Origin of the sequence: Luteibacter flocculans (assembly GCF_023612255.1) — a bacterium.
GTDB lineage: Bacteria > Pseudomonadota > Gammaproteobacteria > Xanthomonadales > Rhodanobacteraceae > Luteibacter > Luteibacter flocculans.
In genome coordinates this window covers 3,014,889-3,033,485 of sequence record NZ_CP063231.1, presented here as the reverse complement: position 1 = coordinate 3,033,485, position 18,597 = coordinate 3,014,889, and the positions used below count along the sequence as shown (strand labels likewise).

At 62.3% G+C, this 18,597-nt stretch carries 20 protein-coding genes; 19 read left to right on the top strand and 1 reads right to left on the bottom strand.

Annotated features, from left to right (window positions below; genetic code table 11):
- Positions 1 to 249 precede the first annotated feature (249 nt).
- The 19 genes from IM816_RS13100 (at position 250) to IM816_RS13010 (ending at position 18,152) form a co-directional block, all read left to right on the top strand.
- Positions 250 to 669, top strand: a complete 420-nt coding sequence (locus tag IM816_RS13100) for a hypothetical protein (RefSeq protein ID WP_250338420.1) — start codon at positions 250 to 252, stop codon at positions 667 to 669.
- 72 nt (positions 670 to 741) lie between these two features.
- Complete coding sequence (locus IM816_RS13095; protein ID WP_250338419.1) at positions 742 to 1,356, top strand: hypothetical protein; 615 nt, start codon at positions 742 to 744, stop codon at positions 1,354 to 1,356.
- Between the two features lie 223 nt (positions 1,357 to 1,579).
- Positions 1,580 to 2,080, top strand: a complete 501-nt coding sequence (locus IM816_RS13090) for a hypothetical protein (protein ID WP_250338418.1) — start codon at positions 1,580 to 1,582, stop codon at positions 2,078 to 2,080.
- Between the two features lie 492 nt (positions 2,081 to 2,572).
- The gene (locus tag IM816_RS13085; protein ID WP_250338417.1) at positions 2,573 to 3,427 is read left to right on the top strand and encodes a hypothetical protein; all 855 of its coding nucleotides are present in this window, start codon (positions 2,573 to 2,575) and stop codon (positions 3,425 to 3,427) included.
- Positions 3,428 to 3,529: 102 nt separating this feature from the next.
- Positions 3,530 to 4,318, top strand: coding sequence for an RHS repeat-associated core domain-containing protein (locus IM816_RS13080; protein ID WP_345779970.1), 789 nt, complete (start codon positions 3,530 to 3,532; stop codon positions 4,316 to 4,318).
- 3 nt (positions 4,319 to 4,321) lie between these two features.
- Positions 4,322 to 4,747, top strand: a complete 426-nt coding sequence (locus IM816_RS13075; RefSeq protein WP_250338416.1) for a hypothetical protein — start codon at positions 4,322 to 4,324, stop codon at positions 4,745 to 4,747.
- Between the two features lie 7 nt (positions 4,748 to 4,754).
- Positions 4,755 to 5,327, top strand: coding sequence for a hypothetical protein (locus tag IM816_RS13070; protein WP_250338415.1), 573 nt, complete (start codon positions 4,755 to 4,757; stop codon positions 5,325 to 5,327).
- Positions 5,328 to 5,667: 340 nt separating this feature from the next.
- A complete protein-coding gene (gene hemP, locus IM816_RS13065) occupies positions 5,668 to 5,865 on the top strand; it encodes a hemin uptake protein HemP (protein WP_250338414.1) in 198 nt (65 codons plus the stop codon).
- Between the two features lie 85 nt (positions 5,866 to 5,950).
- Entirely contained in the window at positions 5,951 to 6,514 is a 564-nt protein-coding gene (locus tag IM816_RS13060; RefSeq protein WP_250338413.1) for a hypothetical protein, read from the top strand.
- A gap of 172 nt (positions 6,515 to 6,686) precedes the next feature.
- On the top strand, positions 6,687 to 7,958 hold the full coding sequence (locus IM816_RS13055) for an efflux RND transporter periplasmic adaptor subunit (protein ID WP_250338412.1): 1,272 nt from the start codon (positions 6,687 to 6,689) through the stop codon (positions 7,956 to 7,958).
- Positions 7,959 to 7,993: 35 nt separating this feature from the next.
- Complete coding sequence (locus IM816_RS13050) at positions 7,994 to 8,704, top strand: ABC transporter ATP-binding protein (protein WP_072321658.1); 711 nt, start codon at positions 7,994 to 7,996, stop codon at positions 8,702 to 8,704.
- Between the two features lie 25 nt (positions 8,705 to 8,729).
- Positions 8,730 to 10,037, top strand: a complete 1,308-nt coding sequence (locus IM816_RS13045) for an ABC transporter permease (RefSeq protein WP_250338411.1) — start codon at positions 8,730 to 8,732, stop codon at positions 10,035 to 10,037.
- Positions 10,038 to 10,047: 10 nt separating this feature from the next.
- Positions 10,048 to 11,262, top strand: a complete 1,215-nt coding sequence (locus tag IM816_RS13040) for an ABC transporter permease (RefSeq protein WP_250338410.1) — start codon at positions 10,048 to 10,050, stop codon at positions 11,260 to 11,262.
- A gap of 117 nt (positions 11,263 to 11,379) precedes the next feature.
- Positions 11,380 to 12,714: a sigma-54-dependent transcriptional regulator gene (locus IM816_RS13035; protein ID WP_250340760.1), complete on the top strand. Its 1,335-nt coding sequence runs from the start codon at positions 11,380 to 11,382 to the stop codon at positions 12,712 to 12,714.
- 13 nt (positions 12,715 to 12,727) lie between these two features.
- Positions 12,728 to 14,119, top strand: a complete 1,392-nt coding sequence (locus tag IM816_RS13030) for a sensor histidine kinase (RefSeq protein WP_250338409.1) — start codon at positions 12,728 to 12,730, stop codon at positions 14,117 to 14,119.
- A 51-nt stretch (positions 14,120 to 14,170) separates the two neighbouring features.
- On the top strand, positions 14,171 to 15,133 hold the full coding sequence (locus IM816_RS13025) for an SPFH domain-containing protein (protein WP_250340759.1): 963 nt from the start codon (positions 14,171 to 14,173) through the stop codon (positions 15,131 to 15,133).
- A gap of 4 nt (positions 15,134 to 15,137) precedes the next feature.
- Positions 15,138 to 15,590, top strand: coding sequence for an NfeD family protein (locus IM816_RS13020; protein ID WP_072321653.1), 453 nt, complete (start codon positions 15,138 to 15,140; stop codon positions 15,588 to 15,590).
- Entirely contained in the window at positions 15,583 to 16,866 is a 1,284-nt protein-coding gene (locus IM816_RS13015) for a threonine/serine exporter family protein (protein WP_250338408.1), read from the top strand. The genes IM816_RS13020 and IM816_RS13015 overlap by 8 nt, the downstream gene beginning before the upstream one ends.
- A gap of 134 nt (positions 16,867 to 17,000) precedes the next feature.
- Positions 17,001 to 18,152: a PKD domain-containing protein gene (locus IM816_RS13010; RefSeq protein WP_250338407.1), complete on the top strand. Its 1,152-nt coding sequence runs from the start codon at positions 17,001 to 17,003 to the stop codon at positions 18,150 to 18,152.
- Between the two features lie 77 nt (positions 18,153 to 18,229).
- Here IM816_RS13010 and IM816_RS13005 read toward each other — a convergent pair whose 3' ends face one another.
- Positions 18,230 to 18,553, bottom strand: a complete 324-nt coding sequence (locus IM816_RS13005) for an H-NS histone family protein (RefSeq protein WP_250338406.1) — start codon at positions 18,551 to 18,553, stop codon at positions 18,230 to 18,232.
- Positions 18,554 to 18,597 lie beyond the last annotated feature (44 nt).

The following is an 18,597-nucleotide window of genomic DNA, read 5'->3' as shown; positions in this document are numbered from 1 at the left end:
AGGCGTGACACGATGGCTGCATCACGGCAACGTATGCCTGCGATGTGGCTGACACTGCGTGCCCGGCATCCCCGCGTTGGCCTGCTTGATGGAGCCAATGATCTGCTCGGTGGTGAAACGACTCTTCTTCACATCCGTCCTCGTGGTTGACGGACTTTACGGCTTCATGTGGTACGGCTCAGTGGGAGCAGGTCAGAACATATTTGCAGCCGTTCATTCCCGGCTACGACGACAACGGATGCAGTTGCAATGAATGATGATGTCGCCGACACGACGATTCGCTCATCAAAGACTACGATTGTCATTTTTGTCGGCATGGCGTCAGTTATCGGTTTGCCCGGCATTTACTGGCTTTGGTCGGGTTACAGCCGTGGTTTGATTGTGTTGCCGTTTGGATTCCTCATGTTTTTACCTGCGCTGCGTTATCGGATCTCTTGGAACGCGACAACACTGTGGTATCGAAGTGTTTTGTTCGAACATAGTGTCAAACTGCGAGAAATCCATAAATTCGACATGGCTGGTGGAGCGACGGGAGGACCATTTGATCCAACAATCGGTTTGAGACTTTTCGCTAGATCGGCTGGCAAGCCAATCATGGTTATCAACCTAAAGCCGTTCGCGCGCGACGACATCGTCAAGCTCGTTCGGGTGTTGAACAGCGGGCATTGAATTGAACGCAGGCGATGCCGTGAGACAAAGTCGAGTTACTCGAAGGAACTGGACTTCATGTAGATGTGTGAAATGAAGGCCCGCCATCTGGTTCACGCGGCGACGGGCGCAAGTATCGCCTCGGCGCTGGTCATGCTCGCTCTTTACCTCGCAACATCAGCACTCGGTGTTCCAGAAATATTCGACTTCCTGGTGTTCGAGATAGGACTGGGTTTCATCTTGTTGTTGATCGGCACGGCAGTTGTCCTTGGTTGGATCAGGCGAGCGGAAAGCCGCGCTCGACTCTCAACATTGGAAGGCATGATCTTGGACGCGATTGCGGCACGACTGACGCCTTGTGTCATGGATGTATGGGATCAGCAGGTGAAGTCGATCCGACAAATAAACCGTTCCTCGGATGGTGCCAACGTCGGCTTTGAATTGGGCAGTGTGGGTCGAAATCCGTATCTGCCACTGCCAACACTGCCGAGACAGACCACGTTCGTCATCGGGGTTGTGGAGCTGATGCACCCCGATCTGACAGACTCGATCGCGGCGAAGGTTTGGTTCGAGTCAGGTCGTCTCTCGTCCATCGAATACGTGGGAGGCCGCTCGCTGGCCACTGTTCGGGAAGTCTTGGTGCGTGCGGGCTGGAATATCGTTGTCACTCTCGACGACGACTTCTCGCAGCGATTCGCGCAGGAATAGTGACGGGTTACGTCACGAAGATGCGCGCGGCATTGGCAGCTCTTCCGCACCATCCGATCCCCGGTCGGTCGGACTACCCATATACGGGACGGCGGCGGCATCATGTGTGTCGGCACGATGGCAAGAACTCGCATATTGGATAAGAGAAACGAAGCGGCCGCTATTCGTCTCAACACCGGTGCGTCGTCAATCTTGCGATCTGTCTCAGGTGGCGCGGTCGCAAATGCGCCCGTTCCCGTTGGTGGCGGCAACGACGGATGCGGTTGTTCGGATTAAACAAATGAGTGGCTTATCGAATCCATTGCGGGCGAGCAGGTTGGTGGCTATGTGTTACCTCACTGTGGCGGCTGGCGTCCTCGGCTTTGGCATCTGGATCATTATGGATGGCGTTTCCGCGGGCGAGGTGATCCAGCCAGCCATGATCGGCATGCCGTGCGTTGTTCTCTCCCTGGGTATCGCGAGGGAGGCCATTGAGCTCTCCTCCGTGAGCATCGACGACGGCGGCATTGAGCAACTCAAACTCTTCCATAAAGGTGGCTTTATAGTTCGTACACGCATCGCTTGGGGCGGGGTGCGTTCTTGTCGAGTGCGAGGTATGTGGGTGCATTTGACGAGTGCATCTTCGGACGTCCGCGTCGACCTATCCACCTTCAACAATATGGACGAGGCACGTATGTCTTTACAGCGACGTCTTCCTCAGAGCGCTCGATGGGAGCGGCGGTGAGATTCATTTCATAGCCGCAAACGGAGTCGCAAAGATTGAGGCACGCATATCAAAGCACTGGTCCAAAATAGCGGATTTCGTGATTCTTCAACTGGGACTGCAAGGAGCGAAGGCCGCTGGAAAAGCTGTCATGAGTGATCCTGATACCAGCCCGTGCGGCTGTCAGTAATGAGGAAAATATGGATCTATACGTGGTTGTTAGTGCCGCTTGCCTTCTTTGAGGGGGCGTTGCAAAGGCGCCTGGGAGGTTTATTGCTGTTCACCTGCGGAACGGCCTATGCACTGCTGGCGCGATTGATTGCCGAAAGGTTTGGAAGAAAATGAGCGTTGCTCCATCCGTTGACATCACCTTTTGCAACACGATTCATTCCGCGAGCGGATACAGACTGTACGGCACCGCAGCTTCGACACGTGTGCTGCGTAAGAGAAATCAGTTCGGATGACCGCTGTGGCTGTGAGTTCTGATCGGTGAAGGATCATCTGAAAACAAACATGATCGTTGGCGTGGCGTTGCTGCTCATCGCTGGCGTAGTGATCACTTTCTCGGGGTTTTTGCTGTGGGCACCTCTTGGCGCGGGATATCCAATCCTCTGCTTCGTCATCGGCGCATTCAGCCTTCCTATGATGGTCATGGCTTCAATATCGATCATTGAGGATATGACGTTTGTCATCGATCCATGCGGGATTGAACAAATACGGTTGTTCCGCAGAGGCAGCTTCCTAAAGCGAGGTCGTATAGCGTGGGATGACGTAGAGAAGTTTTCTCAGAAGAATCTTCTGTATCGATTCAAGAGCGCCGACTTCGAAGTCAGAGTGAATATTGCTTTATTCAATAACGGAGAGGAGTTCGTGCGATATGTGGAATCGCACCTTCCCCCGGATAAGCTGAAAGTACCACTGCCACAGTGTCTACGTCCAAGCAAGAAGATCGTTATCGGTACGTGGTTCTGCGTGCTCGGTGTTCTTCTGGGTGGCATCGCTCTTTCGTCTTATGGGAAAAGCTTGACCGGTCATCCGCATGCTTGGGTTTGGGGCTCTGCGATGATCATCGCGTCGTTTATATGGTTCGGTCGGGCTATCGAATCCTCCTCGGTGGTCTTGGATCGTAACGGCCTGGAGCAGATAAAGATCGTTCATGGTGGGCGATTTTTCGCCAGACACCGAATCGAATGGAAGGACGCCCAAAAAATGCCGCCGTTCCTTTCGACGTGCAAATTCAGAAACGCAGACGTTTGTATTCGCGTTGACGCAAGCTACTTTGACGATAATGAGACGGTATCTGATTTCCTCGACGAACATATGCGATCAGGAGGGCCGCATCGTGCGACAGGCCGTGTGGATGGGTGACTACCTCGTCGGTCTCGTCGAGGGCACGAAACTCTACTATGTCCAGCCGGATCACCTGGGCACGCCGCGCGCCGTCGTCGATCCCGTGCGCACCACCACGGTCTGGCGCTTGCGCCCCACCGACGATCCGTTCGGCACGTCTCCACCGGACGAGACCCCGACAGCGACGGCACGCGCTTCGTCCTCGACCTGCGTTTCCCGGGACAACGCTACGACGCAGCAACCGGCCTGCACTACAACTACTACCGCGATTACGACCCCGCGACGGGGCGGTATGTCCAGGTCGACCCGATTGGGTTGGCGGGTGGGTTGAATCCGTATCTGTATGCGAATGGTTCGCCGCTCAAGTTTATTGATCCGAGTGGAGAGGTCGCATGGCTCGCGCCTTTGATCCCGATCGCCATTGGTGCGTTGAGTTCGGCAGTTGGCGACGCTGTCGTGCAGGGAATCGGAATCTATCGAAGTGACGGCTGCAAGAAGTTCAATTGGCGCCAACTCGGGATATCGACAATAGGAGGTGCAATTGGTGGAAGGTTCTTGCCTGGCGCTTCATTTTCGTATGGTTTGAAAGGTGTGGCCGGCCTCGGGGCAGCAGTGAACACCGGGGTTTACTTTGCAAACGGTGATACGTATGACGCTTCCGGCGTCGCATGGGCCGCTGGATCGGGTTTGGTGGGCGGCGTTGCTGGCGGAGCGTTCCAGCGGCGCTTCCCATACGGTGTTGGCGGCACCGCTGCAAATTCAGAGATGGTTCGGAAGAGCAATGAAGCCGCGAACATTCGCCTAAATACGGGAATTTCATCCTTGACACGGAGTGCCGCGTCGGGTCTTCCGCCTAGTGTGCCGATGCCATCGGGGAGCGAATCGCAGCCGTGTGGTTGCAGCGAGTAGCCAATGAGCGTGCCACTAAGGCCTAGTGCCTTTTCCGTAATTTCCTCACTGTGCGGCGTGTCGCTTATGGCCGCCGCTGGGATAGTTGGATTTTACAAATCCGTGTATCAGCCATCTTCTATCGGTATGGCCGCCGCGGCTGCGTTATGTCTGTACGCATTGTGGACAGCGGTGACTTGCCTGGAGTCCGCGTCGATAGCGCTCGACGAAGAAGGGATAGAACAAAGGCGTCTTACCTGGAACAATTTGACTTTTACCAAACGCAAGCTCCTCTGGAGCGACGTTGAGCTTGTTTATCAAACGGGTGTCGTGATCGCATTTACCGGCAGGAAGTTCAACGCGCGTCTCGATTTGACCGATTTCCGTGATGCTGGGGCGGTAATTGGTCTTGTGCGCAGACGTGTTTCTGTAAGCGTAGCGGATGTGTAGCGACCGAATGCGTCTACTCGAGATGAATGCATGTCGCCTGGCGCATGCCGCGACGGGCGCAAGTATTACCTCGGCGCTGGTCATGCTCGCTCTTTACCTCGCAACATCAGCACTCGGTGTTCCAGAAATATTCGACTTCCTGGTGTTCGAGATAGGACTGGGTTTCATCTTGTTGTTGATCGGGACGGCAGTTTTCCTTGGTTGGATCAGGCGAGCGGAAGATCGTGCTCGACTATCGACATTGGAAGGCATGATCTTGGACGCGATTGCGGCGCGACTGACGCCTTGTGTCATGGATGTCTGGGAGCAGCAGGTTAAGGCGATCCGCCGGGTAACTCGTTCTTCAGATGGTGCCAACGTGACTTTTGCGATGCGCGGGATCGGTAGAAATCCGTATCTGCCGTTACCAGTGCTTCCGAGGCAGACAACATTCGTTATCGGCGTTGTGGAGGTGATGCATCCCGATCGCGAGGAGCCGATCAGGGCGAAGGTTTGGTGCGAATCAGGTCGTCTCTCATCTATTGAATACGTGAGAGGCTGCTTGGTGGTACGCGATGACGGCGGTCATTCCGGATATTGAGGAGCTGGAAAACACGTTGGTCGAAATGCTGGCGGTGGCCTGACGGCACGCCGGCACCCTTGTGGCCGCCATGGCGGCGAGGGAAGCCCGCCGGTAGAAGCCACTTGCAGGTGGAGGCCACTTGCCGGGGAAGCCTCTTGCCGGTGGGAGCCAGCCTGCTGGCGATGGGTGCTTGCCTCACCGCTAAACCGCTTCGTTGGCTTTTCGCCACCAGGGTGGCTCCTACCTTTGCTTCGTAGCCGGCCCCATCCAGCTCGTAGCGACTCCTTCGCCATGCGGACTTGACTCGTAATTGAGAATCATTATCATCAACTCCGCACCCTAACGCGGAGTCACGATCATGTACCTTCGAACGCTCCCTCTGACCGACAACGGCGGCCGCGACAAGGTCGTGGCCTTGCGCCCGGCGCCGGCCGCCGCCCGCCGCATCGAAAGCAAGAGCCTGCTCGATGGCTCGCGCGAACTGGTGATCGAGCATCAGGGCAGTGAGTACCACCTGCGCCTGACCCGCAACGACAAGCTCATTCTCACCAAGTAACCGGCTCCCCGACGCCAAGCCACGCGGCTCTCCCCGGACCGCCCAGCCAGGCTTCCCGACCGTCCACGTCACACGGGAGACGCTTGTGTTCGGCTGGCTTGCATGTTTCGGCGTGCCTTCGCGCGCCCGTTCCACCGCCATGACGACGCGCTGGCTGGCGCTGTCGCCATCTGGCCTGTTCGAAGGCCTCGGCCAGCTTGGTGGCGTTCTCTATCTTGCCGGGGCCCATCCGATCGACGGTGATCCGGCTGCGCCACGTGGTTGCCTCGTCGAGGCGGCGGAACTGGCACCGTTACTGGCGACGCGTCATGTAGGTCTCACGTGCGCGGTCACGGCGGAAGGACCGCGCGAATGGATCGATTGCGTGAGCGGAGAGGGCAGGATTGTCGCGCGCATCTATCTGCTCCCCGACACCGATTACCTTGCTTGGGATCGGCTTTTTGCCGACGCCCTGCCGAGCGCGCCGCCGGACCATCGCCGCCCCGAGCGCATGTGGCTTCGCGCGTGCCGTGCCCGCGTCGTCTCCTTCACGCGACGCCAGTGGGCGGGACTGACCGTACTCGGTATAGGCGACGCTCCTATCTCGTCCCTGGGCCTGGGCGTGGCGCGCGACATCGCGGTTTCGGAATCGATCGGCATCGCTGCCTGAGCCGTCGCCCCTGTACTGTCCGCATCGCGGACAGCAGTCGAGTGTCCGGACAGGCTGTCCGCGGACACACGACCGCGTAGCGCGGTCCGCTCCATCTCCTTGATCGCAAGCGATTTCCCGGCTTGGCACGGGGCTTGCTGACTATCCCTGCAAACCGCTCAGGGACTCTCACATGATCCGCGACACTTCCGCTCAGGACCGCCTCGTCGAGGTCCGCCCCAACCGCTATCGCAAGCTGCTGCTCATCGGCGGGGGCGTGGCGGCGGTTGCTCTCCTTGCCCTGGCGGCGCCGCGTGTAGCGACGATGCTTTCGTCGGACGGTTCGGTGAGCGCATCGCGGCTGACCTTCGCCACCGTGACGCGCGGGCCGTTCGTCCGTGACATTGCGGCCGAGGGCAAGGTCGTGGCGGCGGTGAGTCCCACCTTGTATGCCGCGTCCGCCGGTGCGGTGGTGCTCAAGGTGCATGCGGGCGACGTGGTACGGAAGGATCAGGTGCTTGCCACCATCACCAGCCCCGAACTGACGAGCAAGCTGGCGCAGGAGAAATCCGCGGCCGATGCGATGCAGGTGGAATACCTGCGTGCGCAGATCGATGCGAAGAAGAAGCGTTCCGAGCTGCAGAAGGCGTACGACAACGCGTCCATCGACCAGACTGCCGCCGAGCGCGATCTGAAGCGCTACCAGACCGCGTTCGACAAGGGCGCGGTGCCGGTGGCGGACGTGGACAAGGCCAAGTCGACGCTCGACAAGGCGCAGGTCACCGCCAAACACGCGCAGACCGATCTCTCCATGGACAACGACAGCCTCACGTTCGACGTGCAGGCGAAGAAGCTGGCGCACGAACGTCAGGTGCTGCTGGTGCAGGATCTCGAACGCCAGGTCGAGGACCTGAACGTGAAGTCGCCGGTCGATGGTCAGGTGGGTCAGCTCTTCATCGCCGAGCGCGCCACGGTGGCGAAGGACGCGCAGCTGCTCAGCGTCATCGACCTCTCGGCACTCGAAGTGGAAATGAAGGTGCCGGAGAGCTTCGCGCGCGACCTCGCCATCGGCATGCCGGGCGAAATCAGCGGCAATGGCAAGCAGTGGAACGGCAAGGTCAGCGCCGTGTCGCCCGAAGTGGTGAACGGCGAAGTCGCCGCCCGCCTGCGCTTCGATGGCGAGACGCCGAAACAGCTCCGCCAGAGCCAGCGCCTGTCCGTGCGTGTCCTGCTCGACCGGCGCGACAACGTACTTACGGTGCAGCGTGGTTCGTTCGTGGACGAAAGCGCGGGCCGCTACGCCTACGTCGTCAACGACGGCATGGCCGATCGCCGTGACATCCGTGTCGGTGCCAGCAGCATCGACAAGGTCGAAATCCTGGACGGCCTGAAGGAGGGCGACAAGATCGTCGTCTCCGGTGCCGACACCTTCGGCGATGCGAAACACGTTTCCATCAGCCGCTGACCCTACCTGCCGCACTCATCACCGAGGGACACCCCATGCTCAAGATGACCCACCTCGCCAAGGTCTACCGCACCGCCGTCGTCGAGACCTATGCCTTGCGCGATTTCAACATCGACGTGAAGGAAGGTGAGTTCGTCGCCGTGACCGGTCCGTCGGGTTCCGGCAAGACCACGTTCCTCACCATCGCGGGCCTGCTGGAGACGTTCACGGGTGGGCACTACCACCTGGATGGCGTGGAGGTGAGCCAGCTCAACGACAACGAGCGCTCGCGCATCCGCAACGAGAAGATCGGTTTCATCTTCCAGGCGTTCAACCTGATCCCCGACCTCAACGTGTTCGACAACGTGGAAGTGCCGCTGCGCTATCGCGGCATGAAGGCGGCAGAGCGCAAGCAGCGGATCATGGACGCGCTGGAACGCGTGGGCCTGGCCTCGCGCGCCAAGCACTATCCGGCAGAGCTGTCCGGCGGTCAGCAGCAGCGCGTCGCCATCGCCCGCGCGCTCGCCGGCTCACCGCGTCTGCTGCTCGCCGACGAGCCGACCGGCAACCTCGATACGCAGATGGCGCGCGGCGTCATGGAACTGCTCGAGGAGATCCATCGCGAAGGCGCCACCATCGTCATGGTGACCCACGATCCCGAACTGGCCGCGCGAGCGCAACGCAACGTCCACGTGATCGACGGTCAGGTGGTCGATCTCGCGGAAGAGCCGCGCTTCCACGCGCAGACTCAAGCCGCCCATTCCTGATCCCACCGATCCCCAGGGGCCGACCATGTTCAGCTATTACCTTCAACTGGGCCTGCGCAGTCTGCGCCGGAATCCGATGCTCACCGCACTCATGGTGATGGCCATCGGGTTCGGTGTGGCGGCGTCGATGACGACCTACTCGGTGTTTCGCGCCACGTCGCGCGACCCTATCCCGCAGAAGTCCGATGTGCTCTACAACATACAGATCGACAACTGGGGGCCGGAGAACACCAAGGAAGGTGAGCCGCCGCCCGCGCTCAGCTACAAGGACGCGACGGCGCTGCTGCGTGCCAACAAGGCGAAGCGGCAGACCGTGACCTATCCCGTGGGCGTCTCGGTCATTCCGGAGGATCCTTCGCGCATGCCGATGCGGCAGGGCGCCTACGCCACCGGTGCGGATTTCTTCCCGATGTTCGACGTGCCGTTCCTGCAGGGGCAGGGCTGGACCCGCGACGACGACGAGAAGCATGCAGACGTCATCGTGATCAGCAAGTCGCTCAACGACAAGCTGTTCAACGGCGGCCCCAGCGTCGGCAAGCAGGTGAACCTCGATGGCCACCTGTTCCGCATCACGGGCGTGATGCAGGATTGGTCGCCGCAGCCAGTGTTCTTCGATGTACCCAACACGTCGGGATTCAACGAAGGCGCTACGGTGTATGTGCCCCTCACTCGCGCACTGGATTTACGCCTTCCGAACAACGGCAACAACAATTGCATCAAGGATCCTGGCGAAGGTTGGGACAACTACCTGCGCTCCGAGTGCATCTGGCTTTCCCTGTGGGCGGAACTGCCGAGCAAGGCGGATGCCCAGGCCTATCGTGACTTCCTCACGGGCTACGCAGCGGAAATGCAGCGCTCCGGCCGCTTCAGCTGGGCGCCGAACGTCCGCGTGCGCGACGTGATGGACTGGTTGTCGGTGCAGAAGGTCGTACCGCGCGAATCACAGGTGTCACTGCTGGTATCGCTCGGCTTTCTGGTCATCTGCCTGGTCAATACGATTGGTCTCTTGCTTGCGAAGTTCATGCGTCGCGCCCCGGAGATCGGCGTGCGTCGCGCGCTCGGTGCGTCGCGCCGCGACATCTATGCGCAGTTCCTGATCGAGGCAGGCACGATCGGTATCGCCGGCGGATTGCTCGGGTTGTTGCTCACGGGGCTTGGCGTGCTCAGCGTCGGCCTTGTATTCCCCGAGGAAGTCGCGCGGCTCGCTACATTGGATCCGACCCTCATGCTGCTTACGCTGACGGTGGCGATCGTCGCCTCCGTCGTGGCCGCTTTCTATCCCACGTGGCGTGCCGCTCAGGTGCAGCCCGCGTGGCAGCTCAAGTCGAACTGAGGTAACCGCCATGCAGATCAAACCTATCCTGGCCGCGTTGCGCAGGCACAAGGCCGGTACCATCCTCATCGCCTTGCAGATCGCCTTGACGCTCGCCATCGTGTGCAATGCGCTGTTCATCGTGCACGAGCGCGTCGAACGCGTCAGTCGCCCCACCGGCATGAACGAAGCCAACGTGGTCGCCGTCCAAAACCTCTACGTGGGTGCACCGTCGACGTATCTTCCGCTCATCAAGACCGACCTGCAGGCGATCCGGTCGATGCCGGGCGTGGAAAACGCCTACGCCACCAATTCGTTCCCTCTTCGTCGTGGTGGATGGTCCACGAGTGCGCAGAGGACCGCCGACGCTACCAAGGATGGCGTGCAGAGCGCGCTCTACTTCGCCGACGAGCATGCGCTGGCGACGCTGGGCGTGAAGCTGATTGCCGGGCGCAATTTCACGTCAAGTGAAATCTCGTCGATCAATCGCGAACAGCAGCCGGCACCGCCGCAGGTGATCATTACCAAGGCCATGGCCGACAAGCTGTTCCCCGAGGGCAACGCGCTGGGCAAGACCATTTATTACATCAAGGGGCGGCCGTCCACGATCATCGGCATCGTCGAGAAGTTGACTGTGCCCTGGATCAGTACCGATTTCACGGACAACGTCACGATCATGCCTCTGACGTTCGACGGCGGTTATCAGACCTTCGTCATCCGCACCAAGCCGGGTCAGCAGGACGCGGTGTTCAAGTCGGTGGCGGATAAGCTCTACGGTGTGAGCCGCATGCGCGTGCTTCCGGAAAAGAGCGGCGTACGCACCTTCGAAATGGTGCGGCAGAAAGCCTACGAGGCCGACCGGGGCATGGCGGTGCTGATGAGCGTGGTGTGCGGCGTGCTGCTGGCGATCACCGCGGCGGGCATCGTGGGCCTGTCGAGCTTCTGGGTGGGACAGCGGCGCAGGCAGATTGGCGTACGTCGTGCTTTGGGTGCGAGCAAGCGCGACATTCTCAGCTACTTCATGACCGAGAACCTGCTGATTGCCGTGGCGGGCGTGGCGGTGGGCGTGATCCTGGCGCTGGGCATGAACCAGTGGATGCTTACGCAGTTCGAGATGGAGCGTCTTTCCATGACGTACCTCATCGTGGGCGTGGTGATCCTCCTTGCCCTGGGTCAGGCGGCCGTCTTTGCACCTGCGCTCCGTGCCTCCCGGGTGCCTCCCGTCGAGGCGACGCGCAGCGTGTGAGTCGACAGCGGTCACCCCGCCCGGGGTGGCCGCTGTGTTTAGAATGAGGGGAATGCCGGCGGAGGATGCAACCTTTTTGCCGGGGGAGGCATCCATGCCTGCATGCGAAGGGACCAGATGCGCTGCGTATTGATCATTGACGACAACCCCGCGGTTGGCGAGGCGCTGTCGCTTGCCTTGAGCCTGCACGACATCCGCCCGCTGGTTGCCCTGACGCCGGACGAGGGGCTTGCCACGCTCGCCCGCGAGCGCGTGGATGTCGTCATCCAGGACATGAATTTCACTGCCGACACCACGTCGGGCGAAGAGGGCGCCGCGCTGTTCAAGCAGATCCGCGCTCGCTATACCGACCTGCCGGTGATCCTGCTTACCGCCTGGACCCATCTCGAGGCGGCCGTGGAACTGGTGAAGGCCGGCGCCGCCGATTACCTTGCCAAACCCTGGGACGATGCCAAGCTGCTCGCCACGGTGGAAAACCTGCTCGAGCTGTCCGAGTCCACGCGCGAGGTCACGCGCGCCCGAGTCGAGCGCAAGCGTCGTCGGGAAGCGCTGGAAAGCCGGTATGACCTCGACGGCCTGGTCTTTGCCTCCGAGGCGATGAGCCGCACGATCGAGCTGGCCTGCCAGGTGGCGCGGTCCGACGTGCCGGTCCTGATCACGGGCCCCAACGGCGCCGGCAAGGAACGTATCGCCGCCATCGTCCACGCCAATTCCGCCGTACGTCGCGGCCCGTTTGTGGCGGTGAACTGCGGCGCGCTGCCGGGCGAACTGATCGAGGCCGAACTGTTCGGCGCCGAGGCGGGCGCGTATACCGGCGCCAACAAGGCGCGCGAGGGCCGTTTCGAAATGGCCGACGGCGGCACGCTGTTTCTGGACGAGATCGGTAATCTGCCGCTGCCGGGTCAGATGAAGCTTCTGCGCGTGCTCGAGACCGGCCAGTTCGAACGCCTGGGCTCGGGCCGCACGCGGCATGCCAAGGTGCGTGTGGTCAGCGCAACCAATGCGGACCTGAAGGCGATGATCGCGGCAGGGACATTCCGCGAGGATCTCTACTACCGCCTCAACGTCATCGACGTGAATCTGCCGCCGCTGGCGGACCGCACCGACGACATCCTGCCGCTGGCCGAATTCTTCCTCGACGGTAAGGCCACCTTGAGCGAAGACGCGCGGGAAGCGCTGCTGGCGCATCACTGGCCGGGCAACGTGCGCGAACTGAAGAACGCGATCGCACGCGCCGCGTTGCTGGCCGCGGACGGTCGCATCGAGCCGGTGCACCTCAACCTGCCCACGCCGGTACCCAGCGCCACCCGCAATCTCGACGAGCCCAGCCGCGAGTCGGTCGAGGCGGCCCTGGCCTCCGCAGGCGGCGTGATCAGCCGCGCGGCCACCACGCTGGGGCTGTCACGACAGGCGCTGTACCGGCGCATGGAGCGCTACGGGCTGGCGGTCTGATACGTTCGCGCTCATGAAGACGTTCTCGCTCGAAGGGCGGATGACGCTGGTGGTGGCCGCGTCGGCCATCGTGGGCGCGCTGGTGTTCGCGGGCGTGTCGATCTGGCCGTTCCCGCAGATGCTGGCCTGGATGCGCGCGGTGCCCGACAAGGCGGGCCGGCTCCCCGTGAGTGGCGTGGTCGAACCGTTCGACGTCAGCACGGCCCTGCTGATCTGTTTGTTGGTGCTGGTGCCGCTGGCCGCCGCCGTGGCGCATGCCTTGGTCGAGCCGCTGCGGCGGCTGATGCGCGCCCTGGAGAGCGCCGTGGCGAGCTATCGCGACGGCGATTTCAGCATGTCGATCGGCACCGACCGGCGCGACGAGCTGGGCGACCTGATCCGCATGCACAACGCGCTCGGCCAGACCTTGCGCGATCAGCGCCAGCACCTCGCACAGCGCGAGCTGCTGCTCGATACCGTGGTGCAGAACACGCCGGTGGCGCTCGTGCTGACCGAACCCACGGGCAAGGTCACCTACGCCAACATCGCGGCGCGGCACCTGTTCAACGAAGGACGCTCGCTGGCGGGGCTCGATTTCGAGACCGTGCTGAGCCGCATGCCGCAGAGCCTCCGCGATGCGTCCGCCGGCGGCGAGGACGCGTTGTTCTCCGTGGAAATGGACGGCAGCGAGGAAACCTTCCATCTTTCGCAGCGCGGCTTCCGGCTGCAGGGCAGGCCGCATCGCCTGCAGTTGTATCGGCGGATGACGCGCGAGCTGTCCCGCCAGGAAGTGCATACGTGGAAGCGCGTGATCCGGGTCATCAGCCACGAACTCAACAATTCGCTGGCCCCGATCTCCTCGCTGTCGCATTCGGGTGCCGAGCTGGCGCGCCGCGGCGACCTTGCGCGGCTACCCGGCGTGTTTGCGTCGATCGGCGACCGCGCAAAGCATCTGCACAGTTTCATCGCCGGCTATGCGAGCTTCGCCAAGCTGCCCGCACCGCAAGCCCGCGAGGTGCCCTGGGCCGCCTTCCTGGACGCGCTGGCGCTCCATGCGCGCTTTCGCATGGCGGCGCCGCCGCCGGAAAAGCCGGGTTGGTTCGATCCGACCCAGGTGGAGCAGGTGCTCATCAACCTCATCAAGAACGCGCACGAAGCAGGCGGCGAGCCGGACGAGGTGACCCTGGCCGTGCATCAGCTCGGGCGCGACACGCTGATCGAGGTGGCCGACCGGGGGCCCGGGATGAGCGAGACGGTGCTATCCCAGGCCTTGCTGCCGTTCTATTCCACCAAGCGTTCCGGTACCGGGCTCGGGCTGGCGCTCGCGCGCGAAATTTCTGAGGCGCACGGCGGTCGTATCGCCCTGGCGAACCGCGACGGCGGCGGCCTGCGCGTGACCTTGATCCTGCCCGCCGGTCCGCCCTGAGCGCTTCGCCTATACTCCCGAGACACATTGGAAAAGGGAGTGAGCATGGCCATGGGAAGTCTCGTCGCGCTGGTCATCGTGGTGGTCGTCGTCATCGTGCTGGCAAAGCTGATCCGCATCGTGCCGCAGGGCTACGAGTGGACCGTTGAAATGTTCGGCAGGTACACCGGCACCCTCACCCCCGGCCTGCATTTCCTGATTCCGTTCGTCTACGCCATCGGCCGCAAGATGAACATGATGGAGCAGGTGCTGGACGTCCCCTCGCAGGACGTCATCACCAAGGACAACGCCGTGGTGCGCGTCGACGGCGTGGTCTTCTACCAGGTGCTGGATGCCGCCAAGGCCGCCTACGAGGTCGCCAACCTCGAAGCCGCGGCGCTCGCCCTGATCATGACCAACATCCGTACCGTGCTGGGCTCGATGGATCTCGACGAAAGCCTCAGCCAGCGCGACGCGATCAACGCGAAGCTGCTCGGCGTGGTCGATGAGGCCACGCACCCCTGGGGCGTCAAGGTCACCCGCATCGAGATCAAGGACATCTCGCCGCCGCGCGATCTCGTGGATGCCATGGCGCGACAGATGAAGGCCGAGCGCGAGAAGCGCGCCAACATCCTCGACGCGGAAGGCTTCCGGCAGGCGGCGATCCTCAAGGCGGACGGCGAGAAGCAGTCCGCGATCCTCGAGGCCGAGGGCAAGAAAGAAGCCGCCTTCCGCGAAGCCGAAGCACGCGAACGCCTGGCCGAAGCCGAGGCCAAGGCGACCACCATGGTCTCGCAGGCCATTGCGGGCGGCGACGTCAACGCGCTGAACTACTTCGTCGCCAACAACTACGTCGAGGCGCTGAAGGAAATGGCGAAATCGCCCAACCAGAAGACCTTGCTGCTGCCGATGGAAACCACCGGCATCCTCGGTTCCCTGGCCGGCATCGCCGAGCTGGCGAAGGACTCCCTGTCGTCGCAGCAGCGTACGACCAGCGATTCCGCTGCGCCGCGCACGCCACCCATGCCGCGGTGACGCCATGGAACACGTTGCCGTGCATTACCTCTGGTGGATCGTCGCGCTGGTGCTGATTGGCGGCGAGGTGATCCTCCCCGGTTACTTCATGCTTTGGATCGGCATCGGCGCTGCGGCGACGGGGCTGGTCCTGCTGCTGATGCCCGACCTCGGGCCGCTCGCGCAGGCGATCGTCTTCGGCGTGCTCGCGTTTGTCTCGTGCTTCGTCTACTGGAAATTCGTGCGTCCGCGGCTGGAACGTGTGCCGCCCGGCAATGCACGCCTCAATCGGCGCGGCGAGCAACTGCTCGGTGAGCGCTACGTGCTCTGCGAGGCCATTCGCAACGGGCGCGGCAAGGCGCGCGTCGGCGACGGCATGTGGCTGGTCACCGGGCCCGACCTGCCCGAAGGCGCCAATGTGGAAGTGATCGGCATCGAAGGCACCACCCTGCGCGTGAAGGCGGTGGACGTTGGCTGACGCTGTGCCGCTGACGGTACCGGTGAGCTTCGCCACCACGGCGATCAACACCCGCATCGCCTTTCTGACCGAGCTGGCCCGCCGGCTGCATCAGTACGGCACCACGGCGCCGCGTCTGGAGACGGCCATCGGCCGCTCAGCGCAGCGCCTGGGCCTGGCGGCAGAAGTATGGTCGAGCCCGACCGCGATCATCGTGTCCTTCGCGGACCTGGGGCAGGGCGAGGAGAGCGTGGCCCAGGTCACGCAGGTCATGCGGCTTCCCCCGGGCGACGTCAACCTCGGTCGCCTCTGCGAAGCCGATCGCATTGCCGATGCGGTGATCGACGGGCAGATGGAAATGCGCGAGGGGTTTCACCTCCTGCGCAAGCTCGGCGCGCCGGAAACGCTCCGCGACAAGGTGGGTCTCGTTGCGAGCTACGGGCTATGCGCCGCTGCCGTCGTGGCCTTGCTGCTGCACAGCGCGTGGCCCGACCTCGTCACCGCCGGCATCATCGGCACGATCATCGGTCTTATCACCGTCGCATCGGGCAGTCGGCCGCGACTGTCGGCGGCGAGCGAAGCCATCAGCGCCATGGTCGCGACGGCCATTGCCATCATTGTCAGCGCTTACATCGTGCCGCTGGCGGTGAAGTCGGTGATTCTCGGCAGCCTCATCGTACTGATGCCCGGTATGGCGCTGACCACCGCGGTGCGCGAGATTTCGAGCCAGCACCTCGTCGCGGGAGTGGCCCGCATGGGCGGCGCGATAGCGACATTGCTGAAGCTGACCTTCGGCACCGTGGCGGCAAGCCAGTTGTGCGAGGCCTTCGGCATCACGCCACGCGACTACGCGCTCCCGCCGCTGCCGGCATGGACGGACTGGCCGACGCTGCTGCTCGGCGCGTTCTCGTTCGCGATCCTGTTCCGCGCCGCTCGTCGCGACTGGCTGGTGGTGATGGGCGCGGTGATCCTGGGTTACCTCGCCACGACCTGGGGCGGCCGGATTTCCGGCAGCTTGCCGGGCGCGCCGTTCGGTGTGTTCGTCGGTGGCCTGCTGCTTGGTTCGCTGAGCAACATCTATGCGCGTTACGCGCAGAAGCCGGGGGCGGTGGTCCGCGAGCCGGGCATCATCCTGCTCGTGCCTGGATCGGTCAGTTTCCGCAGCGTGTCCTACCTGCTGGACCGCGATGCCTCGCTGGGCATGGATACCGGGCTGCTCGGCATCACGCTCCTCGTGTCGCTGGTTGCCGGGTTACTGTTCGGCGATCTGCTGGTGGCACCCCGCCGCTCGCTTTGAATCGTGGCAATGACGCGGCGCACCACTGCCAAGCCCGTCACAGAACCGTTTTCCGCCCTCTAGCGGGCCGCATCTCGCGGTGAGATGTTGGATCGATCCAAGGTGACCCACCCCACCGAAAGGACGATGCCAGCATGAACCTCTCCACATATGGATTTCGTTCGTCCCTGCTCGCCACGGCACTCGCGGTAGCGACTGCCGCCGCGTCGCCGGCCTTCGCCGATTCCGCCATCTATGGCGGCGGACCCTTCTACAGCGGCGGCACCGCCGTGATGAACGATCTTCGCGCCTCGGGATTCACCACGGTCATGCTGTGGAGCATCCACGTGGACGCGAACGGCGACCTTAACCTCAACGATCAGAAGCTGATCTCCAACGGTACCTACATCGGTTCCAACACGAACTGGTCGGCGCAGTTGCAGATGCTCAAGCAGGCCCCGACCTCGATCGATCGCATCGAGGTGTCCATCGGTTCGGGCGGCGTCGCGGATTTCGAACACATCCGCGATCTGGCCAACAGCACCGCACCCGGCGGTGGTACGGGAGCCGACAGCATCCTCTACCGGAACTTCGCGGTGTTGAAGCAGTTGACCGGTGCCGATGCCGCCAACTTCGATGACGAGAGCGCCTATGACCTGGCTTCCGCCACGGCGTTCGGCCAGATGCTCGCAGGGCAGGGCTATCGCATCACGTTCGTGCCGTACACGAACCAGGCGTTCTGGTCGTCGCTCAAAAGCAACCTCGCGGGCAGCGTCGACCGGATCTATCTGCAGGTCTACGACGGAGGCGCGAGCAACGATCCGAAGCAATGGTCCACCGCGATGGGCATGACCGTGCGCCCCGGATTGTGGTCGTTGCACGGGACGGGGTGCCGGTCGGGCGACAGTCCGTCGTCGGTGAAGACGAAAATGAGCGCGTGGAAGAAGAGCACCGGTATTCCCGGCGGTTTCATGTGGCTGTACGACGACATCCAGGCCTGTTCGACGCAAGGTCGCGAGACGTCCGACTATGCCGCTGCGATCAACAGTGCCGTCGCGACCCTCTCGCCGCGCGCCGACTTTGGCGCAAGCAGCCAGGGCCTCACCAGTCACTTCACGGGACAGGTCGAGGTCGGCGACGCGCGCATCGCTTCGCAGCGCTGGACCTTCGGCGACGGCACCCAGGCAACGGGGGAGGCGCCAACGCATACCTATGCGGCGCCCGGCACGTACCCCGTCACACTGACCGTCACTGATGCGCAAGGCGCCACCCATATCCGGACGCGGACGGTGACCGTCGTCCGTTGAACGGCTGTTCCATCGTTTGCTGACAATAAAAAAACCCCGGTACGGATACCGGGGTTTTCGATGAAACGCTCAGTGATTCAGATGAGCAGGTCTTTTTCTTTCTTTCCGGCTTTCAGTGCATCGTTGAACCAACGCGGACGCTTGCCGCGACCGGACCAGGTATTTTCCGGATTGGCGGGATCGCGAAATTTCGCGGCCACCGTAACGCCAGTGCGCTTGGGCTTGGCGCCGCGGGAGGGGAAAACGTCATCGATCGTCATCCGCTCGGCCTTGAGGATGGCCTGGATCTTCTCGCGAACCTTGCCGACGCGCTCCTTGGAAAGTTCGTTCTGACGGGCCTGTGCCTTGGCGATCAGATCGGCAAGCTGGTTTTGGTTGAGGTTCTTGATATCGACGGCCATTGGCGACTCCGGTTGTGGTTCTTTTCAATGCCTATGTATCAGTC